At 46.2% G+C, this 25,706-nt stretch carries 35 protein-coding genes and 2 tRNA genes; 7 read left to right on the forward strand and 30 right to left on the reverse strand.

Going from position 1 to position 25,706, the window contains the following annotated elements; genetic code table 11:
* Positions 1–3 precede the first annotated feature (3 nt).
* The 25 genes from BN2106_RS00445 to BN2106_RS16875 form a co-directional block, all read right to left on the reverse strand.
* Complete coding sequence (locus BN2106_RS00445; RefSeq protein ID WP_050696611.1) at positions 4–3,975, reverse strand: tape measure protein; 3,972 nt, start codon at positions 3,973–3,975, stop codon at positions 4–6.
* 144 nt (positions 3,976–4,119) lie between these two features.
* Positions 4,120–4,593 (reverse strand): hypothetical protein, encoded by a 474-nt coding sequence (locus tag BN2106_RS00450; protein WP_050696612.1) that lies wholly within the window; start codon positions 4,591–4,593, stop codon positions 4,120–4,122.
* Positions 4,594–4,638: 45 nt separating this feature from the next.
* Positions 4,639–5,283 carry a major tail protein gene (locus BN2106_RS00455; RefSeq protein ID WP_050696613.1) on the reverse strand — a complete coding sequence of 215 codons (645 nt, stop codon included), beginning with the start codon at positions 5,281–5,283 and terminating at the stop codon, positions 4,639–4,641.
* A 5-nt stretch (positions 5,284–5,288) separates the two neighbouring features.
* The gene (locus tag BN2106_RS00460) at positions 5,289–5,690 is read right to left on the reverse strand and encodes a hypothetical protein (protein WP_050696614.1); all 402 of its coding nucleotides are present in this window, start codon (positions 5,688–5,690) and stop codon (positions 5,289–5,291) included.
* Positions 5,690–6,076, reverse strand: a complete 387-nt coding sequence (locus tag BN2106_RS00465; RefSeq protein ID WP_050696615.1) for an HK97-gp10 family putative phage morphogenesis protein — start codon at positions 6,074–6,076, stop codon at positions 5,690–5,692. Before BN2106_RS00465 ends, BN2106_RS00460 begins: the two co-directional genes overlap by 1 nt.
* Positions 6,069–6,308: a hypothetical protein gene (locus tag BN2106_RS16345; protein WP_207641684.1), complete on the reverse strand. Its 240-nt coding sequence runs from the start codon at positions 6,306–6,308 to the stop codon at positions 6,069–6,071. Before BN2106_RS16345 ends, BN2106_RS00465 begins: the two co-directional genes overlap by 8 nt.
* Positions 6,309–6,378: 70 nt before the next feature.
* Complete coding sequence (locus BN2106_RS00475) at positions 6,379–6,708, reverse strand: phage head-tail connector protein (RefSeq protein WP_050696617.1); 330 nt, start codon at positions 6,706–6,708, stop codon at positions 6,379–6,381.
* Between the two features lies 1 nt (position 6,709).
* Positions 6,710–7,564, reverse strand: a complete 855-nt coding sequence (locus BN2106_RS00480; RefSeq protein WP_050696618.1) for a phage capsid protein — start codon at positions 7,562–7,564, stop codon at positions 6,710–6,712.
* Positions 7,565–7,583: 19 nt separating this feature from the next.
* Positions 7,584–8,267 carry a DUF4355 domain-containing protein gene (locus BN2106_RS00485; RefSeq protein ID WP_050696619.1) on the reverse strand — a complete coding sequence of 228 codons (684 nt, stop codon included), beginning with the start codon at positions 8,265–8,267 and terminating at the stop codon, positions 7,584–7,586.
* Between the two features lie 212 nt (positions 8,268–8,479).
* Entirely contained in the window at positions 8,480–8,713 is a 234-nt protein-coding gene (locus BN2106_RS00490) for a hypothetical protein (RefSeq protein WP_050696620.1), read from the reverse strand.
* A gap of 13 nt (positions 8,714–8,726) precedes the next feature.
* Positions 8,727–10,394 carry a minor capsid protein gene (locus tag BN2106_RS00495; protein WP_050696621.1) on the reverse strand — a complete coding sequence of 556 codons (1,668 nt, stop codon included), beginning with the start codon at positions 10,392–10,394 and terminating at the stop codon, positions 8,727–8,729.
* Complete coding sequence (locus BN2106_RS00500; protein ID WP_074017359.1) at positions 10,391–11,737, reverse strand: phage portal protein; 1,347 nt, start codon at positions 11,735–11,737, stop codon at positions 10,391–10,393. Before BN2106_RS00500 ends, BN2106_RS00495 begins: the two co-directional genes overlap by 4 nt.
* A 5-nt stretch (positions 11,738–11,742) precedes the next feature.
* Positions 11,743–13,008 carry a PBSX family phage terminase large subunit gene (locus tag BN2106_RS00505; RefSeq protein ID WP_050696623.1) on the reverse strand — a complete coding sequence of 422 codons (1,266 nt, stop codon included), beginning with the start codon at positions 13,006–13,008 and terminating at the stop codon, positions 11,743–11,745.
* On the reverse strand, positions 13,005–13,418 hold the full coding sequence (locus tag BN2106_RS00510; protein WP_050696624.1) for a terminase small subunit: 414 nt from the start codon (positions 13,416–13,418) through the stop codon (positions 13,005–13,007). The genes BN2106_RS00505 and BN2106_RS00510 overlap by 4 nt, the downstream gene beginning before the upstream one ends.
* Before the next feature lie 352 nt (positions 13,419–13,770).
* A complete protein-coding gene (locus BN2106_RS00520; protein WP_050696626.1) occupies positions 13,771–14,178 on the reverse strand; it encodes a hypothetical protein in 408 nt (135 codons plus the stop codon).
* A gap of 16 nt (positions 14,179–14,194) precedes the next feature.
* The gene (locus tag BN2106_RS00525) at positions 14,195–14,710 is read right to left on the reverse strand and encodes a Holliday junction resolvase RecU (RefSeq protein WP_050696627.1); all 516 of its coding nucleotides are present in this window, start codon (positions 14,708–14,710) and stop codon (positions 14,195–14,197) included.
* Positions 14,661–15,446 (reverse strand): rolling circle replication-associated protein, encoded by a 786-nt coding sequence (locus BN2106_RS00530; protein WP_050696628.1) that lies wholly within the window; start codon positions 15,444–15,446, stop codon positions 14,661–14,663. The genes BN2106_RS00525 and BN2106_RS00530 overlap by 50 nt, the downstream gene beginning before the upstream one ends.
* A gap of 1,082 nt (positions 15,447–16,528) precedes the next feature.
* Positions 16,529–16,822, reverse strand: a complete 294-nt coding sequence (locus BN2106_RS00540; RefSeq protein ID WP_050696630.1) for a hypothetical protein — start codon at positions 16,820–16,822, stop codon at positions 16,529–16,531.
* A 3-nt stretch (positions 16,823–16,825) separates the two neighbouring features.
* Positions 16,826–17,089, reverse strand: coding sequence for a helix-turn-helix domain-containing protein (locus BN2106_RS00545; protein WP_050696631.1), 264 nt, complete (start codon positions 17,087–17,089; stop codon positions 16,826–16,828).
* Positions 17,090–17,096: 7 nt separating this feature from the next.
* Positions 17,097–18,191: a hypothetical protein gene (locus tag BN2106_RS00550; RefSeq protein WP_407921733.1), complete on the reverse strand. Its 1,095-nt coding sequence runs from the start codon at positions 18,189–18,191 to the stop codon at positions 17,097–17,099.
* Positions 18,192–18,208: 17 nt separating this feature from the next.
* Positions 18,209–18,430, reverse strand: a complete 222-nt coding sequence (locus BN2106_RS00555) for a hypothetical protein (RefSeq protein WP_050696633.1) — start codon at positions 18,428–18,430, stop codon at positions 18,209–18,211.
* Positions 18,431–18,667: 237 nt separating this feature from the next.
* Positions 18,668–18,925, reverse strand: coding sequence for a hypothetical protein (locus tag BN2106_RS00560; protein WP_050696634.1), 258 nt, complete (start codon positions 18,923–18,925; stop codon positions 18,668–18,670).
* A 153-nt stretch (positions 18,926–19,078) separates the two neighbouring features.
* Positions 19,079–19,246, reverse strand: coding sequence for a hypothetical protein (locus BN2106_RS15915; protein ID WP_154666371.1), 168 nt, complete (start codon positions 19,244–19,246; stop codon positions 19,079–19,081).
* Positions 19,247–19,272: 26 nt separating this feature from the next.
* Entirely contained in the window at positions 19,273–19,464 is a 192-nt protein-coding gene (locus tag BN2106_RS00565) for a helix-turn-helix transcriptional regulator (protein ID WP_050696635.1), read from the reverse strand.
* Between the two features lie 177 nt (positions 19,465–19,641).
* The gene (locus tag BN2106_RS16875) at positions 19,642–19,764 is read right to left on the reverse strand and encodes a hypothetical protein (protein ID WP_278275339.1); all 123 of its coding nucleotides are present in this window, start codon (positions 19,762–19,764) and stop codon (positions 19,642–19,644) included.
* A gap of 140 nt (positions 19,765–19,904) precedes the next feature.
* Here BN2106_RS16875 and BN2106_RS15450 point away from each other — a divergent pair, with 140 nt between their 5' ends.
* The 5 genes from BN2106_RS15450 (at position 19,905) to BN2106_RS00580 (ending at position 21,538) form a co-directional block, all read left to right on the forward strand.
* A complete protein-coding gene (locus tag BN2106_RS15450; RefSeq protein ID WP_242846217.1) occupies positions 19,905–20,120 on the forward strand; it encodes a helix-turn-helix domain-containing protein in 216 nt (71 codons plus the stop codon).
* A 122-nt stretch (positions 20,121–20,242) separates the two neighbouring features.
* Entirely contained in the window at positions 20,243–20,470 is a 228-nt protein-coding gene (locus tag BN2106_RS15455) for a helix-turn-helix domain-containing protein (RefSeq protein WP_074017361.1), read from the forward strand.
* A gap of 101 nt (positions 20,471–20,571) precedes the next feature.
* Positions 20,572–20,799: a helix-turn-helix domain-containing protein gene (locus BN2106_RS00570; protein WP_050696636.1), complete on the forward strand. Its 228-nt coding sequence runs from the start codon at positions 20,572–20,574 to the stop codon at positions 20,797–20,799.
* An 83-nt stretch (positions 20,800–20,882) separates the two neighbouring features.
* Positions 20,883–21,071, forward strand: a complete 189-nt coding sequence (locus BN2106_RS00575; RefSeq protein WP_050696637.1) for a type II toxin-antitoxin system HicA family toxin — start codon at positions 20,883–20,885, stop codon at positions 21,069–21,071.
* A 41-nt stretch (positions 21,072–21,112) separates the two neighbouring features.
* Positions 21,113–21,538, forward strand: coding sequence for a type II toxin-antitoxin system HicB family antitoxin (locus tag BN2106_RS00580; RefSeq protein ID WP_050696638.1), 426 nt, complete (start codon positions 21,113–21,115; stop codon positions 21,536–21,538).
* A gap of 41 nt (positions 21,539–21,579) precedes the next feature.
* Here the strand turns inward: BN2106_RS00580 and BN2106_RS00585 are convergent, their stop codons facing one another.
* Positions 21,580–21,792, reverse strand: a complete 213-nt coding sequence (locus BN2106_RS00585) for a hypothetical protein (protein WP_050696639.1) — start codon at positions 21,790–21,792, stop codon at positions 21,580–21,582.
* Positions 21,793–21,958: 166 nt separating this feature from the next.
* Here BN2106_RS00585 and BN2106_RS00590 point away from each other — a divergent pair, with 166 nt between their 5' ends.
* Both BN2106_RS00590 and BN2106_RS00595 read left to right on the forward strand, forming a co-directional pair.
* The gene (locus BN2106_RS00590) at positions 21,959–22,399 is read left to right on the forward strand and encodes a hypothetical protein (RefSeq protein ID WP_050696640.1); all 441 of its coding nucleotides are present in this window, start codon (positions 21,959–21,961) and stop codon (positions 22,397–22,399) included.
* A 497-nt stretch (positions 22,400–22,896) separates the two neighbouring features.
* The gene (locus BN2106_RS00595) at positions 22,897–23,961 is read left to right on the forward strand and encodes a tyrosine-type recombinase/integrase (protein WP_050696641.1); all 1,065 of its coding nucleotides are present in this window, start codon (positions 22,897–22,899) and stop codon (positions 23,959–23,961) included.
* A 119-nt stretch (positions 23,962–24,080) separates the two neighbouring features.
* Here the strand turns inward: BN2106_RS00595 and BN2106_RS00600 are convergent.
* The 4 genes from BN2106_RS00600 to BN2106_RS00615 form a co-directional block, all read right to left on the reverse strand.
* Positions 24,081–24,166: transfer RNA gene (locus BN2106_RS00600), tRNA-Tyr, on the reverse strand.
* A gap of 73 nt (positions 24,167–24,239) precedes the next feature.
* Positions 24,240–24,315, reverse strand: a tRNA-Thr gene (locus BN2106_RS00605).
* 89 nt (positions 24,316–24,404) lie between these two features.
* Positions 24,405–25,064 (reverse strand): HAD hydrolase-like protein, encoded by a 660-nt coding sequence (locus tag BN2106_RS00610; protein WP_050696642.1) that lies wholly within the window; start codon positions 25,062–25,064, stop codon positions 24,405–24,407.
* A 3-nt stretch (positions 25,065–25,067) separates the two neighbouring features.
* Positions 25,068–25,676, reverse strand: a complete 609-nt coding sequence (locus BN2106_RS00615; RefSeq protein WP_050696643.1) for a sugar O-acetyltransferase — start codon at positions 25,674–25,676, stop codon at positions 25,068–25,070.
* Positions 25,677–25,706 lie beyond the last annotated feature (30 nt).

Raw genomic sequence — 25,706 nt, forward strand, 5'->3', positions numbered from 1 at the left:
TACTTACCTTCTCCCATACAGCAATCGTTCCGCTTGCCGGTCCATTAGTCTGGCTACCTGGCCCTCAGTAAGACCACGGGAAATGTTGTTTGTCACAAGCATGCTACGATTATCGCTGCTGCTATATGCTACAGCCGTACCGCTCCGGTATGAGCGTTTTGATCGTTCTATGGAGCTTTCCAGGCGGGCTACAGCATCCTGCACCTTGGCAACCATTGCATCAATGGTTGCTTGCGCCTGTGTTTTAACGGTTTGAAAACCGTTACCTAATGCTGAATTAGTGGCATCTGCAAATCTCTTCCCAATGGACAAAGTCTCCTGATTAACATAACCGTACACCTGATACAGTCCTGCCTCAAAGGATTTAAAAGAATCTTCTAGCACTTTGAGTGCCTGGTCCCTGGCCTCCTCTGCGACGGCCAGGGACTTTTTGCGTTTTTTCTCAAGCCGTTTTTCATCTTCTTTGTATTCTTCCTCAAGATTTTTGAGGCGTTCTTGATGTACTCGTTTTTCAGCTTCTAATTCATTAACTTCCTTTTTTACAGTTAAATCCTTTAACTCTTCTTGCTGACGTTTGAGCTCTTTCTCTAATTCTGCCCTTTCCTCCGGAGTGCGGGCGTATTGTATTTGCGTTTGCAAATTCTGGATTTTTGTCTGCGCAAAAGCTAGATCATCGTTAAGTTTTTCTTCGTCTCGGGCACGCTTTCTTGCGTCAATTTCCCGCTGTAGCTCTGATATAATTCCATCTACACGGTCTTTTTCGGCCTCATATTCCTCTTTTATAATATTTAGGCGTTTATCATAGCTGTCATTGATCGCTTTGATTTCCGCTTCGGACTGTTCCTCTACTAGTTCTTTCTGTTTGGCGTAATAATCCTTTGCCAGACCTATCTGGTCCTCAAATGCGCTCCGCAAGGCGCTCTTTGTGTCGTTCTTCATCTTATTTTCTAACTTGTAAATTTCCTGTGCGTATTTGCGGAAATTATCCTCGTCAATTCCATAATAGCTGTCACGGATTTTGACCAGCTCGTCTATATACTCCTGTTCACTAATAAACTCCATTTCGCGCTTATATTTCAGCTCGTCATAGAGCTTTTCTTGCCACGTTTTTTCTTTTTTAGCGCTTTCTTTTTTCTTTTTTTCAGTTGCGCTAAAGTCTACATCTTCGACATTAAGCTCAAAGGCACCCTCGAGGTCGGTGAGTGGTTTCATTAAGTCAATCATGCCTTGAATCTTTTTGCGCTCTCTTTCAACTTCCCAAGTTGTCCAATGCGACGCATTACGTTTGGGCCCAGCACCCCTCTCGTTGAGCTGCGCGAGCTGCTGTTCCATCGCCTCAACCGTCTTCGCGGCGTTTCCTCCGACGGCACTGTAATACTCCTGCCATTTTTTAGACAGCTGCGTGATCAAGTTCTGCTCGATGTCGCCTTTGGCCTGTGCTAGAGTAGACCAGTTACCACGATCCCCGCGATATTCTTGTTCTAGGTTTCTAAACAGCTCGCTATTTTTGTTTTTCAGCGTGCGAAAAAAGTCCTCGTTATCCTTATACTTTTGCATCATGGTGGCACTATACTGTGCGGACTCTTCTCGGTATAGCGCCGGAAACTGCTCAATAAGTTCTTTTTCGTCAATGATTCCTGCCATATAATCATTTAGATATGGCATAAGCTCTGAATAACTTTCGCCAAGCGCCCTAATCGTGCTGATTGACAGTTTACCACCGTCCACTGCCTCTTTTTGGGCCGAAGCCAGCGTTTTAAGGCGTTTTTCGCTACCCTCCAGGCTTTCCATAAGCGCGTCTGTGTCCATCAGGCTGCTGTTGACGCCCTCCGTGGCTTCCTGCGCGTCTCCGGCTGCGGCGGAATACTCATCGAGCATCCCGGAAAGTTTGTTAATGCCATCCCCTGCTGCATCTATTATATCATTTTGTGTATCTATGTCTTCGGTGAAATTCTTTATCTGGCTGTCAATAGCATCAATTTGGTTTGTAAATACATCTGCTGTAGGATCTATTTCGCCGTATTTTTTTAGATAATCCACTTTTGCCTGCTCTAGTTTTTCGCGTTCAACTTTCAGTTCCTCTATTTTTTCGTTATCGCTTATAATTTCTTCCTGCGCCTTTATTTGTTGCGTATAATAGTCGGACATTTTGGCTTTGGTCGCTTCCGCTTTTGCTTGAGCCTTTAATGCTTCTACATTTTTGTAGATTTCGTCCGTATTCATTTTCAGATGGCCTGTTATATTATCAATGCTTGCAGCTTCATATCCTAGCACCTGATTTAGTTCTTCAACTCGGCTGGCCAGTAGCTTTTTCCGTGTAGCTACATCCTCTACAGTTTCGTCAATCTTTTGCATTTCCGGGACAAGCTGCTTTGATACCATTTCCAATTCGCCTAATCGGCTTGAGGCATCTTCTATTCCCGATGTTTCAATATTCGCGACCTCATCATTTAAATTTTGCAGCTGTTCCTGGCTCTCTCGCAATTTCCTAGTACTTTCATCCGCTGCCTGTGCAAATACCAGCATCCCGCCCACTACGACAGCCAACGCACCTGCAAGCAGGACCAGTGGATTGACGCTCAAAGTTGCATTAAATGCTGCCTGAGCGACGGTTGCACCTTCTGTGACTAATTTATTCTTGAGCATAAAAGCCGCATTAATTTCCTGCGCCACCTTCCAGGCACCATAGGCTACAACTAACGCTCCCAACATCTCTTTATGTTTAACTAGTGCTTCCGTGGTTCCTAACACCACCTTAGTAATCCCACCAAACACAGCTCCCCACTGTTTGGCTAGGGCAGATAGCTCTCCAGACTTTTTGAGTTCTGCAAACTCTTGTGATATTCCTGCCAATGCTGATTTAGTTTCTGCAAAAGCCTCTTCGCCAATCTCGCGCGCAAATGCCCCCATGTTGTCTTTCAAGGTACTCCACTGGCCGGCCAATGTCTGCGACTGCTGTTCCATCATACCGGCAAACTTTCCAGTTCCCGTGGTCAATCCTTCAATCGCTGAGTCTAGCTCCGGAATGCCCACCTGGCCCTTTTCGATAAATCCCATCAACTCCGACGTTGCAATCCCCATATTATCCGCCAATGCCTGCGTTAACGGTACGCCTGCTTCGGTCATCTGCCGGAGTTCTTCTCCGGTAACTTTCCCCTTTGCCAGCATCTGGCCATAGGCAAGAGAGATACGGTCCAGCTTGTCCGCCTGCCCTTGGGATAAGTCTCCCAAATGGGTCATTGTGGTAATCAGGTCTTTAGCCTCGACGCCGTAGTTCATCAAGAGCTGCGCGGCTTTGGTCACATCAGGTAACTGATACGGTGTTTTTGCCGCAAAGTCCTGCAAGTCAGACATTAGATCCTTTGCGGACTGCATATTTCCCAGCATGACCGCAAAAGAGGTTTCGTACTGCTCGAATTGAGATAGACCGCCAATGGTCGCCTCCAAAAATGACCGCGTCGCACGCATGGCAAGCATGCTTTTGAGCATTGACATCATAGATCCCAACCGCTGTGACATGGTACTGAGAGACGATGACGCGGCATTGCTTGACGACGTGATACGGCCATTATTAGCAGCCTGCTGCGCCAGCGCCTGATTGACGCTAGTCAACTGTGAGTTTAGCGCCTGTTCGCGGCTACGGAATGCCTCGATCCGTTGTGTCAGTTGAGCGGTCGTCCGCTCTAGCGATGCTTTGGTCTGCAGTAGCCGCTGTACCTGCGTGGACTCCTGGCCGTACTGCGCAATTGCGCGCTGTATGGCGGCCGCATTGCGTTCTCTTGCGCTGGTGTTGCTGGCTAGCCCACGGGACGACACGTCCAATTTCCGCTGGTTTTGTTCCAGCTCCTGCGTGAGGGCCCGCTGTCTGGCCTGCATCAGAGCCGTTCTTTGCACCGCCGCGTCGATGCTGCTGTTATATCGTGATGTATCGCCTACAATTTCAATCGTAGTGCGCCCAATTACATTATCCGCCATTTAATCACCCCACGCTAGGAAAATCATTTTTCAGGTCTGCTAGGTTATCATATTGGACATAACGCCGTCCACCAATTGCTACTTCTTTTCCCTTGTACTTTTTGCCCGTGCCATACTTTAGAGAGACGTACCGGTTGATTCGCATCAGGATTTCTCCTGGCGTCGATAGCCAAAAACTTTCAGGGCTTCGTCCAAGTTCGGCTGTCCACATAACTTCAAGAGCGCACCAATCGCAGCCACCACCGTCTCCTTCATCTGTTCCCCCAGGCTATTCTCACCCTCCGGAACTTCCATCTGTTCCAACGCCAGTGTATACAGTTCCAATGATACCGCCGCGATGGTGTCCGGATCAAACCATTGTCCCACCTGATACAGGGATGGTTTTAAACCGTTCAGGTCATCTCTGTTGAAAACCTCTGCGTTCTCTGGGTAATTGCAGAGCAGGAACGCGCGGATAAAATGCTTTTGCGTCTTAATATCCTGCGCGTTCGCCGCCTGCTCAATGCCGCCGCAGGTTCGTTCCAGATAATCGAGTGCGTTCAGATCCATCCGTAAGGTCATTGGCTTTTCATCTATCGTGATGGTATGACAATTTTTTCTTAAACTCTGCAGCTTCATTGATTCCTCCATAAAATTAAGGCGGGAGTTATCCCGCCTTTTTCATTAAGACACTTGACCAGTCGTTGTAATTCCCGCTGTTCCCTTCGTAAACCATGTAGTCGCCAAAGTGGCAAACTTCTCGTCGTCGCTTTGGACACTGAACAAGAAACTGCCGTTTTTGTTGCCTCCGGTAAACGGAACTTCGTAGTTCAGCGGCACGATGGTTCCGACCAGCTCCGCCGTCTGATAGTTGACGCTTTCGTTTTCCGTCTCCGCGTTTTCAGAGGGCGTCGCAAATACGACTTTTGCGTACTTCTCCAGGATATAAATGTCATCGGTCAATTTGACGCGGTGCGCACAGATGTATTCCGGGGATACGTCGTTCGATCCCTGCACCGTCGCACCCGCTGTGTTTTTCTTTGCTCCCAGGACGCGTTCTTTCAATGTGGGAGTAATAGACGGGATCACATAAGTGACCGTACCGCCTTTATTGGATTTCACGGACTTCTGCTTTTTGTTAGAGCTGTAGAAGTCTCCTTCCGCCATTTCCGGCGCATAAGCTTTGGACACCACACATTCGGACAAGTCGATCAGATTCGCATCATCCGTGGTAAGCGTCGTTTTTGTGTCTTCCGTTACGGGGAACAGAACCAGGTCAGAAACACCCAGAATTGGCGTTACGTTAACGGTTAAAGGCGTACTTGCCATAAATATCACACTCCTAATTTAACTGTAAAAGTAAAGGTAATTCGTTTTATGTACGTACCCGTCGCAGACTCAAAACTGTCGTCGTATTGCGTCCTGCGGGATTCATAAATGGTTGATAATACGCTGCAAAGGTTACGGGCTAAATTGTCCCTTTCCGGCTCTGTGAACGCCCTGACCTCAAAGTAATACGTGAAATTTACCGTCTGTGCCGTATTAGATATGTAATTCCGCACCAGAGAGCCCAGAAGGTAAAATACAGCCGCTGGATAGGTGGTTTGCTTCGAGAACCAGCCCGTCTGTAAATTGGGAATCGCGCTTTTCCCTATGGTGACAATGTCAGGAACAATGTCTATTTGATAAATGTCTTCCACTTGAACACATTCGTCTATTGCATTCTTGTAATACACTATTTCAACACCTTCCTGACTTCACTTGCTACAACCTGGGCTATATTATCCCGATTGGCATGCATGGCCGGCCGCATAAATGGTTTGGGTGGCTGTCCTGCCCAGTCAACACGATGATCCACCGACGGCTCCCCGCTCTGCCCGGTGCCAAGCTCAACATAGGGCCCATATTCAACATTAGTTCCGACAGACGCTACTGGTTTATCTCCATCCATACGTTTTTCTGTGGTGATACTGCTGCGCAACCTGCCAGTATCAACCGGACACAAGCGCTTTGCATCGCCTTCTACCAGCAACCCGGCTTTAAATATGCCCATGCTGGCCGCTGTCTGCACCCTCATTTTCTGCGCCTGCAGCAGGGTAATCAATTTGTCCATGTCATTCATTGTCTGCCCTCCTGCCAGTGCTTGCCACAACAAGCTGTACCGGCTCATATGGCGCAATGGAGACGATCCGATAGAGATTGCCCTCTATGATAATCTGTGCATCTGGCACAGGCACAGGCGCGGAGAAGATCACAGTATACGCTTCCTCCGCTGTAATTCCTATCGCCTGCCTCTCAACGGGATCCGAATAGGGGTACTTTTCAGCTGTGACTGTGGTGTCTTGAGACGTCAACACCGGATGTCCATAGTCATCTGTATTTCCATTGAGATCTGGAACAACAGACCTTACAATTACTTTGCAGCTATTTCGCGGGTTCGGTCTCCACATTACGTTCAAACCTCTTTCCTGCGATTGACGCCAACGGTTGCGGCAACAGATGACGTACTGCCATCGGCAGCTCTTCATAGCTCACGGATACTCCGCCAGAGCTATGCGCGGTCTCTCCTTCTCGTCCGATACGGTTGTATAGCAACACCGCCACCGCCCGGACTCCTGCCTCATAAGCAGATACATCATTCCGGCGCGTCATCTGTTTGACAACCGCTTCTGCATCCGCTACAAGGGCTTCCAACTGCTCAAATGGAACATCAGGAAGCTGCGCTTCAAGAGAAGCGTAAACACAACTATCCATTTTAGCTCATTAGACTGCCGCCAAAAGTAGCCGTCAACAACACCAGCGTCTCCGGACGCGTTACCTTTGCACCGTATACATGCAGGCCCTTTACCGCATCCGCAAAGCGTTTTTCCATGCGGTAAGCCTCAGTTTCCACGATTTGCTCCGCATAAGTTGCCGCACCGTTGTAGCCCGCCAGAATGCTGTATTTATCCGACGCAACAGGTACATTGTTGGATTTGTAGATTGTGAATCCGGCGGCCTGTGCAACCGCGCCGTTGACGAGCGTAGCCTCCGCCTTCACGCCACCCGTGCCGACAAACCGCTGGTCAAGCAACATCAGTCCCTCAAATTCCGGAGGAACCACAACCCAACGGCCAGCCGTCGGAACATTCTTTTTGTCCAGCATGTTCTTCATGTCTACAAGCTGTTCATAGGCATTGTTTGCAGTCAATCCAATCGGTGACGCCGTAGTTCCGATTTTATTTGTAGCGCCTTTCGCCAGCAGGTCCGCCGCATACTTGTCGGATACATCACTAAGGGCATAAGCCGCCCTCTGCATTGCGGTATCCATGAGCGATGCTCGTACCTGCGCCTTGTCCACATCGTCCACCTGGAAATTGAAATACTTGGCCTGGTCGATGATCAGTGTCTGGTCCGCCGTAGAAAGCTCCTCCGGCGCGTCCATATCGCTGTTTCTGGTATAGTCCTTCACGGTGATTTCGCCAACCTGATTGATCTTCACCGTGGAGCCGTAACCTTTGATTTCACCTTCGTAATCTCGATTCAGGAGATTTGCATAGATGTGAGCCGTGTCCAAGTGCGCCAGCAGACGGGCGCTCCATACGGTAGGAATAAAAGTCGTTACTGCCATAATTCATTATCCTTTCTGTTTAGCCATTTCCCAGGGATGCCTTTATTGCATCCCAGTTCTTGTTAATCTCATCCGGTGACATGCTTCTGATCTGGTCCATGGAATACGTAAACGATTTCTCTGCGGATCCGCCCTGCGGTGTTCCCGCTCCGGAAAGCGCCTGCGAAATCCCTGCGGCTACTGCCTGATCATAAACGGTCTTAATGCTGTCAATTCGCTCTGCCACCTCTTCCGCTTTAAGATGTTCAAACGATAGCAGCTCTGCCAACGGAATAGGTACCTTCTTTTCCTCGGCAATCCGCAACGCCTGATCTTTCAGCTGACGCGTGTTCACTTCCGCTTTTAGCTGCGCAATTTCATCCTTTGCCTTTTTTAGCAGATATTCCTGCTTCTCTCTTTCCGACATAGCCGCCAGCTTCTCCGCTTCCGAAGCTTTTTCATCTGCCAGCAGACGCTCCTTTTCCAGGGCGTTTTGAACCGCTGTCTGGGAAGCTTTGCTGACCCGGCTATCCAGCCAGGATTGCAGCGTTTTATCTGTCTTTAAAAGATCATCGTAGTTCTGCGCAGCATTCTTTTCCGTAGCCTGCGCTTCATCTGGAGAAACACTTTCACTCGTCGCGGAAATCGCTTCGCTCATGTCGGCGGTTCCACCATCATCCCAACGGCGGGTCAGATCCTGAAATTTGTGGTTTTTAACTCTCATAATTGTCTCCTTTATCGCACCGCCCTGTACGCTGCCAGGGGATACATCTATGTATGAAAAAGGGCCTTTTAACGTCCTGCCCAGGACGAGCGCTCACTCCCTACGCTATCGAATGAAAACATCTCCTTTCTGTTAAAAATGGGCATAAAAATACCGCCTGGCATAAGCCGAGCGGTACTTTTAACATATCTACTTTGCAGATTCTTCCCTAATTAATGATCAAAAAACGAACAGCGTTTCGACTCAATGTGATACGGAGTATTTTTTTCTAACGCTTCCTGTAAAGTCTCTTTATAGATTTGGGCCGCTGGCTTATCTCCTTGACGGTCAAAGTCAGCATAGTTAAATGCTATAAATCGCTCGTTAAATTTCTCTTCATACTGATCCAGCAAATTATGTACTTCTTCGCTTTTCAATATCTGAGAATCCACTCTCGCTACATACATACTTATTAGTCCCCTAAATCATTACTAAAAGTTCTTGGTAGCTATCATATACACGGCCAAAATTCTCTCTAATAAAGCTAAGTTTATTAATATCATTAAAACTTTCTAAAGAAAATAAGTTGGCAAATATCTCTTTCTGCTTATTACCAGGTTTCTCCCAATAATCCTTATAATGGCTATATTCGAACCTATAATCAGACTCACAGATTGCATCTAATATATCTGAAAGAAAACCATCATGATCATATTTTTCACAAAACTCCACATATTTGCTTGGCTCTAAATCAATAACACTTTTAGCATCTGTTATTGCCACTTGAAATGCACTGCTTTCCCATGAATGAATAAAAGCAGCATCAACACGATGTGATAGTTCATGTGTATTTACAATCCGAAAATCTAAATCCATAAAGCTTTTCTTTGTTGAATCATAAAAGATTGTATCACGGGAAGGAGAATAGCCAAACGGAGCATCAGGTAATTTCGTTTCAATATAGTCTACCGCATTTAACGCTTGTTCTAAATATATTCTACATTCTTCGGGTACAGTTTGCAAGAACCTTCTGTAATCATTAATCGCTGCTTCCATATTGAAAGTGCCATCTGAACTATAATAAGGCTTCATTGGCTGGAAAATTGCCAGTGTATCATCTACGTCAACATACTGCTTCTTCCATTCATTATAAGCCATCTTATGTATATCAGTTGTCTTCCCGGTAGCAGTGTTCCTTGCCGCGCGTTTATCCATACGTTCAAGACCCGGAACATCAACAACCGCTGCAACTGTACTGCGACAATATGGGTGCAATGGAGGATAATTTCCCCCAACCGTTGCTTCACGAATTAGATAAGTCTTTCCATCGTGTTCACGGCACATGGGAGATGTTCGCAAATCCAACGTTGCCATGAATTCATACTTTTCAATGCCCGCTTCTTTGTAGCTTTCAATCGCTCCCTGGTTAGAAAAATAGTTGACTTCCGTCCTCACCAGACGCGTCGCATTGCGCATGCTGTTCGTATAGGTTTGCTCCATCAGGGCTTTCGACATATCCGGAATGGATTGCCCAGCCAAAACGCCTACTTTAATCACATTTGCAGCCGCTGTGGCAACCTGCCCACGGTTTCTCCAAATAGACGCAGAATAGTTGCGGCCGTACCATCTTGCAGAAAGCAACCGATCGATTGTGCTATGCGGTAGTTGTGCAAACGAGAAGCCCAACCCCACCCCCTGCTGTAGTTCATACATGGTGTGGTAATAGCTGTACTTAACCGCATCTACATAGCATTGGGTGGTTACTTGTTTTTCCCGATCCGCCGCGATAGACAGTTCCGCCATGATTTGCTGCTTAAGATACTGCAAGCGTGTGATGCGATAGCGGTAAGCAGGCGCATTCAAACGCATAAGCGTCTGCTTTTTCATTCGTTCATCTGTCATGGATGAAATCGACTCTTTCAGCTGATCGTATTCCGCTCTGGGTACAACTTCATTCAGCCATTGCTTTGCCTGTTCCGCTGTAAAGTCTTTTCGATATGTATCAAAGATCTTTTTACTCTTTCGGTCTATCTCTTCCGCTGTATTGCGATATAGCACATTGAGCTGATTTAAATAGTCTGTTGTATTTCGCTCCGCCTCCAACAAAATGCCTTCTGCACGTTTGCGCCAATACGCCTCGCTTTTCATTCTTCGGCCTCACCGAAAGGAATTTCATTATTAAATAGGTTCCGCTGTCTTTGGTCCGTCTCCGCCTGCTCCTGTGCAATTTGTTCCAGTTCCTTCTCTACATCTGCGACCCCAAATTTGTTCGCCAGGAAGGACACCATAGTTTTACAGGATAGCGTATCTTTTGCATAAGGCAGATAGCTCATAACATCAACCGGCAGGGCATCGTCAAATGTAATATCTACATCTGTCCAATCAAAACCACGGCCCAATCGGGACATATAGCTGTTCATAACCTGCAGGCGGCGGTCCAGTGATTTCTTAAACATACGCCGCTTGATGTTGGCAAGCCATTTCAGCCCCAGCGTTTTATACTCCATGGCAATACCAGATGCATTTCCGGCAAAGTTCTCATCTGTGAGTTCCGGAACCAACGAAAACTTGGAAATGTCAGATTTAATCGCCTGACGCAGAACTTCAACGCTGGTTTCATCCAATGCCTTTTTGATATATTCGATTCGGGCGTCCTTGTCCAGGTCGTCCATAATCTTGTAATCATGCAATAGCTTGACAACTTCTGGCGCTTTATCTGCATCATCCATTAACTGCGCGCCATATATTGCCAGAATCGCATCTATAAACTGGTCTTTATCATTGAGGCGGTCAGACTGCAACCGGTCATATGCATCAATCAGCGTCATAACACGCTCATAATCGCCTATTCCCTCATCATTGTTTTTGTATTCTATGATAGGGACCTGTTCGGCATAATGTGGGGTTTGGCTTTCTGGTGTTGGCAAGTCGGTCAAACTTTTTAAATCGTATAGATATAACCAATTCGCATCGTATACATTTAGTTTCCAGCCGTCCTGTGCCCCGTCACTTTCAATCTTTTTATAGTAGTAAACTGCAAACAATGGCTCCGGATCTATCTCATTGCTGAATACGACAAAAGCGCTTTGTGGATCCAGATGATTGAGCTTCACTTGCTGATACGGTAACTTAGACATATAAACCAATTCGTATGCCCGACCGAAAATAGACAGATCCTCGCCAATCTCAGCATCATGTGCCGCTGTCTTCGCCAGTTTGTTCTCCTGTACCAGATTGTCAATGTTGTCTCCTTTATATGAAAGGGGATTGGCAAAAGTAAACCCGTTGGCAATCGTTGTAATATAATAGGCGTTCGGAGCAATAATGCGGTTATTGGGTGTAAGTGGGTTTTCCACTTTGCGATGCAAAATATCGTGATTGCCTTTATAGTATCGGTACAGCCGTTCCAATCGCGGTATTTCCCTTTGATGCTCCTTAATACAGGATAGTAATACTTCTGGCGTTGGTTCCGTTCCCGCTGGCCTGATCATATTCCTCACCTCCTCAAATAGTTATTTTGGATAATGCGAGCTTTGCGACGCTCCATTACAGATTCCAACGCATACCGGCACTGGTCAATAAAGTGGTTGTTTTTATCCGGGTATGCCGAAATATAGTTTCCTGCCCGATCCATATCGTACTCATAACAGGTAAACTCCCGGTATGCATTAGGGGTCCGCGCCTTATCGATGACAATTGCATCTAAGTCCTGTAACCATCGAATGCCAAAGTCCACACTATCCGGACCTTTAGCCGCCCCTTTTACATTCAGGCCATACTCCCGCAACGCAGCAATCGATTTCGGTTCGGCACTGTCCGCTGTAATAAGCTTTGAAAGTACGCCTTTTTCTTTAATTCTTTCGGCCGCACGACTATTGGACATTTTCGGTTCATAGATTTCATCCAGTATATAAAGCGTCTTGCGTGCTTTATCATAGCTCTGTATTCCAAAAACAAATGGATCCACCGCAAAGCCAAAATCAATCCCATAATAGAAATTTCCCAGTGTGAGAATCTCTTCCTCGGTGATCGGACGTTCCATAATATTTTCAAACACCGCACCGCCCGTCCCGGTGGCGATTCCCATGTATTCATGTTCATAGGCCTGCGGTTTCTTCCGTTTCAGTTCTTCCGCTTCTAAGAGGAACTGTTCGCCCAGCCACTCTCTAGGCACATCCAGGTACGTACTATGCCAATCCAGCCGGTCAGTTCGCGTTTGAAATTTTTCAACATTGACCCAGTTATCTTTCGACTTTGGCGGATTATAGCTATAAAAAAGCCAAAACAGTTCACCGCCACGCATGATAGATTGATTGATACTCCGTATCTCTTCCGGACCTCCAAACTGGTCCAGCTCCTCGTACCATGCAATAGCGATATATCCCTGTTTTGGCTTAATAGATTTTATTTTTACTGGATCATCCGCGCCCCGAAAGTAAATCTTTTGACCTGTTGGAAGATACGTAATTTCAAGTGGTGATCTCGTTGCCCGAAATTCTTCCTGTAATCCCAGCATATCAATCGCCCATAAAATCTGATTATATACACTGTCTTTGATCGTTCCCGCAACCTTGCGCAGAATGAGCGCATTGGCCTGTGGGTTCCGTTTCAAAATTAAAGGTATTTCCAAACTGACAAAAGAGGACTTTACCGCACCACGACCACCATCCAGCCAATAATGCGTGTGGCCATGTTCTCTAATATCCTGATGCACTGCATAGTAGTGGGGTGCAATTAACTCCGATAGTCGAATATTTCTCATATATCGTCTAAAATCCTTATTACATCGTCTTTATCTTTCGATTCGTCCGTCTTCTCTTTCCAACCTTTAAAATTGTTAATCAGTGAGAACTTCGCGCCCATAGCGCCATCACGGTCGTATAACCTAGACTCCGCGTATTCCTCACAGCGGGACTTGGCACGGGTGATAGTGTCATTAAACGCTTTTCTTCCCTGATAATTTAACAGGGCCTGACGGGACGCAAGGCCTATGGACAAAGCCAGCCCCGTAACCGTAGGCGGCTTTTGCCCAACCATAACAGGGGCTCCCCATTTGTTTAAAACCGGATTCCCGTCATCGTCCCTCAACAGCTCCCCTTCACATGATAAGAAGTAAGCGTCAATTGCTTTTTGCAGCTCTTCCGCTGTCTTGTATTTCAATGGCCGTGCCATCAATCATCCCCCCTATCCGGAGGCCGGCCTCTGCTTGCAGCAGCTCTCGCTTCATGGAGTTGCTGGCACAAATCTCCCCGCATACAAATGAGCTGCATGATGTAAGCGTTCACATCTTGGCGGCCGGTCTTCAGTTTCGATAATTTATCATCCATCAGTGCTATTTCAGCTTCATATTCTGCTATCACATTCCTGTAATCCACCGCAATGGCCCCTTTCAGGTAAACAAATAGCGCCCTGTAAAAACAGGGCGCCAGAGGAGAGGAAGAGCATGAAGAAGTTAAATATGTCTTTTTGACGTATCTTGACAATACTATTTTATAACAGTTTTTGACGCAAATGGGGCCAACCTTTATATTTCAAATAAATTTGCAGCTAAATTGATGAGAAACTTCTGGCGGCAGCGTTTCATAGTACGCAATGACATCGGCAGTTTTATGTGGTTCATCGGAACATGGCTGAACAGATTTAATCTGATGAACTCCTTTTCTGTATCATCCCTGGCAAAGCTCCAGGCTGATTCAACCGCCCTGATTAACTCATCCAAATGGCGCTTTCGGGCAATCAACCGTTCCGCTTTGCGCGCTGTTTCGTCATCGCTGCTTCCACCATGCGGCATTCCATCAGAGGGATTTTTGCCCGCCAGGATCACTTCTTCCTCTATCTCTTTTCTTCGCCTTAAAAGGTTATAATAGTCCTCCGCGGTCGCTTTACAACGTTTATAGATTCCCCGTTCCAGCTTTACACTTTTTTGCAACATACCCCCTCCCGTTCCTTTATCGTAAGTAATCCAAAAAGAGCACGGCACCATTAAACTTGACGCGGTAATGCTGCAGGTCTTCCGCTGTAACGTACTTTCTCCCAAAAAACTCCTTCATATCGCGCCACACCACCCACGGCACGAAAAAGAAGCGGTCACGGATTCCAACGCATACCGCTGCGATTGCGCCCATTCCAGCATGGTCTTCCAGCGCGTTCAGCTGCTCCTGCGTCAGAACGTTCCGATGCATGCGCTCTGTGGTTGTGTACTTGGCTTCAAACACAATGGACCGGCCACCCGCCAGCGTTCCCTGGTAGTCCGGTTCTGCGGCCGCAGTAAACCGACCGGTGAAGATTCCGCTTCCGTGCTTCTTCGTCACTCGGAACGGCTCCGGTATCTTGTCGATCTTTGCGCGCCGCTGTGCTTTGTATTGCTTACAAGCTGTTTTGATCTCGTCTTCAAAGAGATGCCCTTGCGCGTTGTTAACCGTACCTTGCCATTGCCGTTGCATCTTTCGCGGATCGTTTTGCATTCTTTGACCTTCCTTTCTCAAATGGGCGCAGTTGAATCATCCTGTAGAACTGATATGGAATCCCCGTAACCGGCGAAATCCCATTCTCTACAGAATTCGGATCTATGTAATAGCCTTTAACAGGTTTCGGTTCCTCGCGCCACTCCCTGGCGTCTACCTCCTGCACCTTCTCCACCGGCTTGATAAGATTCCGGCTTCCGGACCATCGATTCCCGGGAATGGATTCCCTTCCATCTGGGGACAGGCGGGATTGTTTGATAAGATACCAGGCAAGGGCGGAGTATTCGCCATCTGGATACAGGGCCTCAAACCGCATAGCTCCGTGCGGCCAACATGCTGTAACAACCTGATAATCAAATGCAGGAATGATCACGTGATGATGGATCCCGCCCTGCTTTCCATAGGCTGTCACCAGAATGTATTTAAACTCCACCCCTGCCTTTTTGAAACGCCTACGTACACGGTCCAGGAAATTCTCTATATTTTGCTTTGCCCGCTGTGGATCCGGACGCACCTCCTTCCGATAGGTGCAGGTCAGGAAGAGGTCCCTTGGGACAAAGTTTGCATTGATCTGCCGGGTGAGCTTTCTCCACGCCATCTTCTCGTTATATTTCTTCATCGCCTCCGGTGTGCGGTTCTCCCGGTTCCCCCTCGGGATGTTTCGGCCATACCGGGCGGAATAGCTCTTGTGTACTTCTATGGTGATTCCAGCTTTGCAGGTCTTCTTCAGGTACACCGCTCTTCCTCCCTCTCCCGGTTATGCCCGTAATGTTAATACTTCAACCAAGGCAGAAAAGGCCCGGACTTTTGCCTGTTGGGATAATACCCAGGGAACAAATGGTGTACAATATATTTGCTCCGGATATCTTCCGGGTAATGCTTCACCCATCGACGGCTGCCGGGCCTCATGTCGATGGGTGATTTTTATTCTTATTCATCTGTCGTCTGTCTTCACCGGTATAACATCATACCTGCAATGTGCGGACCACCTGTCCAGGAAAGGACAGTCTTTATAGCAATGTTCCATACAAACCATGGCGCAAAGCATGGGACAATGGGACCAGGCACATACTTCGTTCACGGTCTTATCGCAGATGGGACAGACGGTATTGTCATACGGCGGCTTCATCACGAATCCCACTTGCTATATTTGTGCGTGGATGGCGTTATGTACATCTGGCAGATTGCCACCGCTGTCCTGGGTACAAAGGGCCGATAAGCTCCGTCCTGACCGCAGCTCTGGCAGGGATACGGCAGCATGTCTTTGCCCATCCCTGGTAAGATCGGATGATGCAAACGACAGCTTTCCTGCTTTGTGCAACTATGGCATTGACAATTCTCGCACGCCTCTTTCTGACTGGTATATATCCTGTCTCTGTTCTCTTTCCTGGGCATGTTCCATCCTTCCTGCTTCGTGTGCGCGGTATTTGCCGCATGGCGGTTCCGCTGTAATGGGTGCATAAGGTGGGCAGTCTCTGTCTATACATGCATCACAGGGACATGGTTCCACCTCTGCTTCACAGTCCTCCATATCAATCACACAGTCATCAAAGTTTTTGCATGTGTCACACCAGCACTGGTCACATTTGCTTATTACCGCAGATTCTGTCTGTTTGGCTTTTGCTGGTTCTCCCGTGTATCGGTTCTTTCCCTTGCGTTCCAGATCATCACCGATTTTGCGGCGAACTGTTCCGTCAAAGTGATTCATGAAGAACGTCCAGAATACAATGGGGTTGTCCTCTTTACAGTCTCTCAAGGTAGCATCCAGTGTCGTATTCAAGATGGATATCAACTCTGCACGTGTCATATCTCTACCATTTAAACCTCATGATGCAATGTCAGGGTGTACAGTTCTCCCGCACATGTAAAGGAAACACTGGCCTGTGCGCCGTTATCATCGTCATGGGTGTACGCATAGCAAGAATCCACCTTGCCGGCGGTATACCGCTTTTCCACGTTTTCTTTTAACCAAACCAATTCCTTTACCATTTCCAACGCCTTGACATCCTCGCTGTTTTGCTCTACACTTTGATTAGAAATGTTGTCGCATTTCATTTTGCCGCTCTGGGTGCTTCCAACGCCCGGGGCGGCTTCTTTTTTGCTCTTCTGCATCTTCTATTTCCCCTTTATGTAATCGTTTCTTCCCAGAAGCCAATCCACTTTTACATCCAAAACATCAGCCAGCGCCGCAAGTTCAAAATCCATGACATACCGGTGCTGCCCTTCCAATTTGGACAAACCGGACGTGTTCAGTTCTATGCCTTTGACCTGCATTTTTGCAAGTAAGACTCTTTGAGGCATGTTCACACGGCGGCGTGCTTCCGTAACACGGGCACCTACAATATTGCGGTTCCCCAATGGATATTCTCGCAATCTCAAGTCTTCGTCATCCTTTCTTTCTGCTGGCAGTTTTCCCTGCTTGCAAGTCCAGATCTGTTTGTAATGATCCCTGTGTCCAATGTACCCCTATGTAGTCCAGCACCCTACCCCACCCATATACTTCATTTGTAACTGGATCTTTCACACATCGGTGCATCCAAAAATTCCATTCTTTCGGGTTGTCTTCGTAGAGCCGGTCAAATCGATGCGGTCTCTTTTCGAGCTGGATTCCAAACCCGCACATGGAGCAGCCTGTCCTCTGTGCTCTTGTTGTGTAAAGCGTGCCATCTGCTTGGCATTCTATGGTGCCGTATACCTCTGGAACAGGTACATCCAGGTCAAGGGCAAGCTGCAACAGATCTTGGCGGTCAAATATCGCAAATGGCGCTGACCGTATCGCTGTCTTTCCAAAGTAGTTGCATCCATTCATCATGAGCGACTTTTGGCGGCGACCTCCTTCGGACGCCATGAGACCCAGATACGGTACACTGTTGTGTTCTTTCGCCCAGTCATCACATGGCTTCTCTTTGAGGTAATAGCAACACTTGGCGGATACTTTAAACGGCGCACATTGATATTGCACATCCTCCCGTTCATTTTCACCTCCTGCAAACAGTTCCAGCCACTTCTGAGCCATCTTCATCCGGGTGCCTGTCCGGTTTCCTCCGTATGCTCCGGTTTCTCCTGTGATGATTGCATGCCGGACTGTGGCATTCTTTGGAGATGGATTCTGTAGCAGCTCGATCTTCGACGCCGTTTCTTTAGACAGTACCGGGAACCCACATTCCTGCAGAACTTGTGTTTTGCTCTTTAAAGGTTTCAGTGAAATGATTCCCAATGTTTTATGTATGGCCTGAATGCTCTTGTCCTCCAGGGTCGATACCGAAACCGCTGGAACATCTATCCCAATGGACCGCAAAAACAACAGCAAAGTAATGCTGTCCAGACCACCTACGGATACATGACAGTTCAGTCCTCGCTTGCCACACTCGTTGTAGAACTCCCATGCGCGTGTGTATGCATAGTTTATTTTTGCTTCATACGGTAGTTTCTGTTTTACCCGAAACGAAGCGATTTTCTCGTCTGTGTGATTCTCCTTCATTCTCTCCATACAACTTTTCATTTTTGTTTTTCTCGATCTCCATTCTGTGAATCTTTATCACGCAGCAACCCGCCAATCCCCATGGCCAGACTCTCTGCCGTCGCTAGGATCAGCACTTGCCAGATGGTCAACATACCGCTGTCCGACGCCATGGCTGTGAGGAATGCCCCGGCCAGGCCGGCGACGAACAGAATTACACCCAGACGGCTGTGCTTTATGTATGGGCTGCCTTTGTTCATGGCTTGTCCTCCATCAATACGCTATCGTACTATTCCTGGTTGGTCTTCCCTCTCTTGGATTCTTTTTCTTATGCCGCTGTACCGTTTTAGAAATATGTTCTTCGATCCTTTGGTTCTCAATACGTCTTTTCGCATCTTTCACTTTTTTACAATGATTCTGTAAAAAGCAATTATGTTTGGAACGTGATCGACAGGTTATGCATGCATCTGGATATTTCATTCTTTCGTCCCTCTTCATTAATAAACAGGTATGAATTTATCAAATACCTCTGCTAACCGGTTCATGAGGTCATTCAATTGAATGGAGGGCAACTTCCCTGTAATCCACGCTTCAAACTCGGCACGCGGCACAATATAAAACCACCGACCGCTGTCCTCACTCTGTATTGCTTTGCCGACCGGAAACGTTCCTGCTCTCAACGCAGACTCAACAAAAGCCTGACTCCTGCCGATACGCTTTGCTATTTCAGGAGGATATATCATTTCGTTTGACATGCTTTTCACCTTCCATCTAAATTATCCTTTTCAATTTTACTTTTATCAAACTCGATATAAGCCGATTTTTATCGCTATATCTTCCTATGTGGCAAAATGCAGATTTGATCCGTATCTATGAGATTTTATTAGAGTTTTACAAAACAGACGAAACTATTTATCTTTCATTTTCATAGAATTTCTTTGAATATCTCGCTTTATCTGCCTGATTTGGCGTTTTACCTCTTTACGACCATCTACATTAATCCCAACCGCAGCATTATAGCGCTTATAAGCATCCGCTAATTCATCCCAGAGTTGTTCCAAATAGGATTCGTCCATAACATGGCATCTCCCTTTCACGACTTTTACTCCAACAGCGCCTCCAATGGGCACTGTAACACTTGGGCAATTTCCATTCCCAACGGTAAAGAAGGCGTTTTGGTTCCGCGTTCAAGCTGACAGATCATAGACTGGTCTACCTTTACTTTTTCAGCCAATTCCTTTTGCGTCATGTTGCAAGCCAAACGCTTTTGTTTGATGTTTACTCCAATACTCATTTATTCCACCTCCTTAAAATCACGGTAATTAATACAATATCTGCTAAAATGGTCACGACATTAAAAGCGATCCCTATAAACTGCATTCTTCGGCCTCCTTTATCTCCGTATTTATCTTGACAATGGGCATTTAAAAGATTATCCTTTAAGGGGTTAAGGGCTTTCGCCCCGCCCCCCCTACCTAATCAGCTTTTCAATCAGTCCAACGATTGCGCTGATTAGTTGGATGATGACCGTGATCAGAATGATGGTTTTGTACGCCTTGTCATTCTGATTGCGGTTTTTCTTTGCCCTGCTCATTGTTTCAACCTCCGTTCTGTGGTATTCTTTAGTCAACTGATTGACTATGGTTATATTATATCTCACTTTTATGAGAAAATCAATGCCTATATCTCAAATAAATGAGATTTAGCAACATGCACAAACAGGAGGTGCAACCTTTGTTTTGGGACCGATTTTATGATTTATGTGTTTCCAAAGGCACAAAACCAAATCCTGTCGCTAAAGATATCGGCATATCATCTGGTATTTTAACGAAATGGAAAACTATTGGTTCCTTGCCTAATGGAGAAACTCTTATAAAGCTTGCCGATTATCTCGACTGCTCCGTTGATTACCTTCTAGGCCGAACAGATAACCCAGAAGTTAACCGATGAGTAGTTCTTTTGTCAACTGATTGACTATGGTTATAGTATATTACGTCATTAGACGTAAATCAATAGTTTTTACGTATAAAGTCGCAATCCGTTTAGGCGCACAAAATAGGAGTGAACTTATTGTGAATAATGCTACATCTGCCACGATTATCAAAAAACTCTGCAAAGATAAATCTATAACTATGAGTGTATTGTTAACCGACTGTAATATTAGAAAGAGCCTTATATATGATATGGAAAAAAGAGATAAAACACCTTCAGCCGAAGTTTTTGAACAAATTGCCGACTATCTCGACTGCTCCGTTGATTACCTTCTAGGCCGAACAGATAACCCAGAAGTTAACCGATGAGTAGTTCTTTTGTCAACTGATTGACTATGGTTAGAGTTTAATCCATATTTTTCCATAAATATATGGATTTTTGTATATTGCATAATTAGGAGATGCTTTATATGTATGAATCCACAAAAGTAGCAGAAACCATAAAGGCAACAGCTAAAGTTAGGGGAAAGCAACTAAAAGAAATGCTTTCTGAGCTTAAATTAAACAAAAATACGCTTTCAAATATGTATAACGGTTCTATGCTTAAAGGTGACAGTCTCGCCCGTATAGCCGACTATCTCGATTGCTCCGTTGATTACCTTCTAGGCCGAACAGAAAACCCAGAGGTTAACCAATAAATTATTGTAAATATTTTTACAATACGTATTGACATTATACGTATTGTATGGTATTATAATAGTGCAAGGGAGGTTAAGAGACAATGCCGATAAAACCAAAGGAAATGGAAAAAATCATTCTTACAGAAGGCTGGGTTTTCAAATCACAAGAAGGTTCTCACCGGCATTACACCCATCCAAACAAACCTGGAAAGGTTACAATCCCCTTTCACTGTAAAGACCTTCCAAAGGGTACCGAAAAATCCATCATGAAACAGGCGGGGCTGAAATAAGCCCCACTGCTTCATGCATTTATAAATAGGAGGTAAGAAGTATGTTTTCTGCATATCCTGCATGTTTCTTTAAAGAAGCAAACGGTTATTCTGTTATTTTTCCGGACTTAAATTGGTTATCCACTTGTGGTAAAACATTGGATCAGGCTTTATCTATGGCTGTTGATTGCCTGGCTGGGTATTTGTATTCTTGTCAACGAGAAAACGAAAGTATCCCTTACCCTTCCTCCATGGAAAATATAAACCTTGAAGACATTGCCAATGAGCTGGAATTAAATTCCGGTGAATCCTTTGTAAATATGGTTACAGTTGACGTCGACGAATACGCCAAAGTGCATTTTGAAAAATCGGTAAAGAAAACCTTAACGATTCCCGCATGGCTCAACGCTGCTGCTTTGGAAAAGGGAATTAATTTTTCTCAGGTTTTACAGGAAGCATTAAAGGAAAGGCTGTCCGCAATTAAATAGCAATTTCCTGTCAAGCCGTTCCTTTAATGGAACGGCTTATATTATGTAGTTTGTTTATCTGAATCGGCTGCAAATAAATATTCGACCCGCATATTGGGAAATAAAGTATCCCTTATCAACAATGCCTCACTGACTGAAAATTCCGTGATGCCATTCAGTTTGTTTCTTACAGTCTTATCTGTACAACACAACAGTTCTTGAATATCGTTATTTCGCACACCGTTCCGAACCATTTCCGCAGATAAGTTTTTCAACTATAGCACCTCCTTGTTCGCAATTGCGTTAACTTCTGTCTATATTATGAACGCTATTGCGGAAAAAGTCAATATATAAATTTAAAATATTTTCGATACTGCGTAAATATTTCTTGACTTTATGTACTTGCCAAACTAGAATAGTAGCTATAAAGGAGTTGCTTACATGACAATAGAAGAACAACTTAAAGCGGAAATTCTTAGCCAGTACAAAAGTGTCCGGGCTTTTACTACTTTAATAAATATCCCCTACACGACACTTGATTCCGTCTTTAGGCGTGGAATTGGGAAAGCCGGTATTGATACGATGATGAAAGTATTCGACGCGCTTGATTTAGATATTGAAAGTATATCTTCAGGCGTCCTAAAGAAAAAAAAATCCCCTGTTCTTGCTAAACCAAAAACAGAGGATTTAAAACTAGACGACTTTACTGATGAAGATCTTGACGCACTACGTTATTTTTTTCATGCACGTGGGATAGAAGAAGGACAGAGACTCACTTCAGAACAGCGGAAAGCACTTCGAGCAATCATTTCCTTGATGGATATCGTCTTCCCCCGGAACGTTTCGTCGAAAATCGATACAAATGACGTTTCCGCTGGATGAGTTCACACTCTCATCCAGGACTTGTGCCAGCATGTTTCGAGCAGCTTCCCGTGACATTACTGATTCATTCCTTTTCATATCTATTTCTCCCTGCTGTGTTGAGTAAGAGACTTGACCACATAAGTCAAGAAACTCTCCTCCATATATAAACCTCTGCAAAGTATCGATTTGTGACAGGATTCGCGGAAAATTTTAGATAATTTTAATATGTGAAATTTATGCACGCTCTTTATTCTTGTACACAATATACAAATTACAAAATTTGGATGCATATCCATAAAGAGGATTTACATGCATGCAGACAGTTGATTTTTCCTAAAGCAGTCAAATACCACACCAAACAACTAAAAAACGCCCGTTAGTGCTACCAACACCAACGGACGTTAAACCACGGCACCGGGCCATGGTTGCAATATGACAACATAAATATTGTAGCCGTTTTGCCCGGTAAAATCAAGTACCGGGCATTTTTATGCCCTTTTTTAGGAGGTTACAAAGTGAAACGGCAAAAGAATGGAACAGGAGCATTTTACAAAAGAGACAACGGAACGATTCAATATCGAGTATCTGCTGGAGTCGGACCTGATGGAAAATCGATCCGTAAAAGCTTCTACGGGCGTTCGGAAAAGGAATGCATGGAAAAGTATAGGCAATGGGTTAAAAGCGGCCAGAACGCACCTGTAGAGCGTGTAAAGACGATTGGAGAGTGGTGCGACAAATGGCTGGAACTTTATAAGAAAGATTCCATATCATACGGCACGTACCGAAACTACAAAATGTATATTGAAAAACATATTAAACCCGCGATTGGTCATTTAAAATTTAGCCAGATTCGGCAAGCACATATCGCCGCTTTATTTAAGAAAGAAAGCAATCTATCTGATTCCGCCCGACACCATTTATACGTCGCCTTAAATGGCATATTTGAAACCGCTGTCAAAAATCACTTCTGTACAGAAAACCCTGTCATGTCACCAACTAATAAACGCACGATTGAAGAAACTGTCACTGTTAAAATCTTTAGTCTTGATGAAATACACTTTATTCTTGCATCTGACCATCCAAATGCCATATACGCGCAATTGCTACTATACACCGGCTTACGCATGGGGGAACTGATCGCGCTGAAATGGTCAGACATCGATTTAAAGGAACAGATCATAACCGTTAGAAATTCCATTGCACGAGCAGAACATGGCGGCTTTGAAGAAAAGACCACCAAGAGCGGAAAAGTTCGCCATATTGGCATGACCGGCCCGCTATATCAACTTCTGACGACCCTTCCTAAACGTGGTCTTTACGTATTGACCGATAAGGACAGCGGTTTTCTATCGCCACACCAGTTTGAAAGACGATATAAAAAGTTCTTCACAGAATGTCAGATTCCTTTCCTGTCTCCACACAAATGCCGCCATACTTACGCAACCTATCTCGTAAAGGGCGGCGCAGAGCTCCGGGCCGTACAGACGTTGCTAGGTCATTCCAACAGCCAGGTCACAGAGATCTACACACACATTGATACAGACGATATTCGTAACAACGTTTCCAAGCTGGCCTATTAAAACCGTGCGCCAATTCGTGCGCCAGTTTATCGAGTTTTATTAGATTTTATCAGAGTTTTACCAACATTTATCATAACGACAAAAAACCCGCAAAGCTAGGCGCAATGCGGGTTTTCTCATGGTGGAGGAGGATGGATTCGGACCATCGAAGCTGAAAAGCAACAGATTTACAGTCTGCCCCCTTTGGCCACTCGGGAACTCCTCCGTATTCAATTGTGCACCTGTAAAAGCGGTTCCAAAACGCGGATCAACTCCGCGTTTTGCATGTGCCGCAGGTGTGGAGCTGGTGAACGGACTTGAACCCCTGACCTGCTGATTACAAATCAGCTGCTCTACCAACTGAGCTACACCAGCATCATGCTTCACTCAAGAGTGCTTGACTAATATACCATATCCTAGCACAGTTTGTCAACCCCGGAGGAAAAAGATTTTTTAAAAAGTTTTTATGACGGCAGCAGCAGCACCCGGAGCGCCTCCACCGTGTCCGCAAAGCAGTTTGCGCCGGCTCTGCGCAGTTCCTCTTTGGTGCCATATCCGTATGACGCCGCGATAAAATCCACACCGGCCACCAGAGCGCCTTCCACATCGAAATGCGTGTCCCCAATCATAACCACATCGCGCTGGTCTGCACCGCCGCAGCCCGCAATGGCCTGCTCAATCATCTCCGGCTTGCTGGAATGGAAACCGTCCGGTCCCGCCGCTGCCAGCGCGTCGAAGTCTTCGATGATGCCGAAATGCTCCATAATGCGCACCAATGCCGCCTTCGGCTTGGAGGACGCCGTCGCCAGTTTTGCTCCGCCCGCCTTTAAATCTTTCAGCAGCTCCGCGATACCGGGATACAACCGGTTTTCCAGCCAACCGATCGCATGATAGCGTTCCCGGTAAAACGCAACCATCTCCGCCGCCTGCTCCGGCGTCATGCCGCAGTATTTCTGGCAGCTCTGCCCCATCGGCGGCCCGATGAACTTGCGCAGAACCTCCGGCGGCGGCACAGGGCATCCCATCTTTTCCAACGCATATTTCACGCTGTTCAGGATGCCGTCGCCCGACTCGCACAGCGTTCCATCCAGATCGAAAATCACGATTTGGTAACGGCTCTTCATCCTTCAGCCCTCCTGCTCCTCGATTTTCAGCCTTTTAAAATAATACGGACGGTCCTCCTCCGTGATGGGCCGCAGCACACGGCATGGATTTCCCGCCGCCAGCACGTTTGCGGGAATATCCTTTGTGACCACGCTGCCGGAGGCGACGACTGTGTTGTCCCCGATGGAAACGCCGCCGTTGACAATCACGCCACCACCCAGCCAGACGTTATTGCCGATGCGGATCGGCGCGCCGTATTCCAACCCCGCGATGCGCGGCGCGTAGTGCAGCGGATGTCCCGCGGCAAACAGGCTGACGTTCGGCCCGAACAGCACGTTGTCCCCGATTTCCACCGGGCAGCAGTCCAGAATCACGCAATTATAGTTGCAGTAGAACGAATCCCCAACGGTAATATTATACCCATAATCGCACCGAAACGGCGGCTCAATAAAAAAATCCCGGCCAACCCTGCCAAACAATTTGCGGAGAATCTCTTCCCGCGCTTCCAGCTCCGAAGGGCGCAGATTGTTAAAATCAAACAGCAATTCTTTCGCGGCCTGCCGTTCCTCCAGAAGCTCCTCGCCAAAGGAAACATACGCTTTCCCTGCCAGCATTTTTTCTTTTTCAGTCATGTTGCACCTCTCTGTTCCGACGCGGCAAAT

This window comes from Anaeromassilibacillus senegalensis (genome assembly GCF_001261775.1).
In the GTDB taxonomy this organism is placed as follows: Bacteria; Bacillota; Clostridia; order Oscillospirales; family Acutalibacteraceae; genus Anaeromassilibacillus; species Anaeromassilibacillus senegalensis.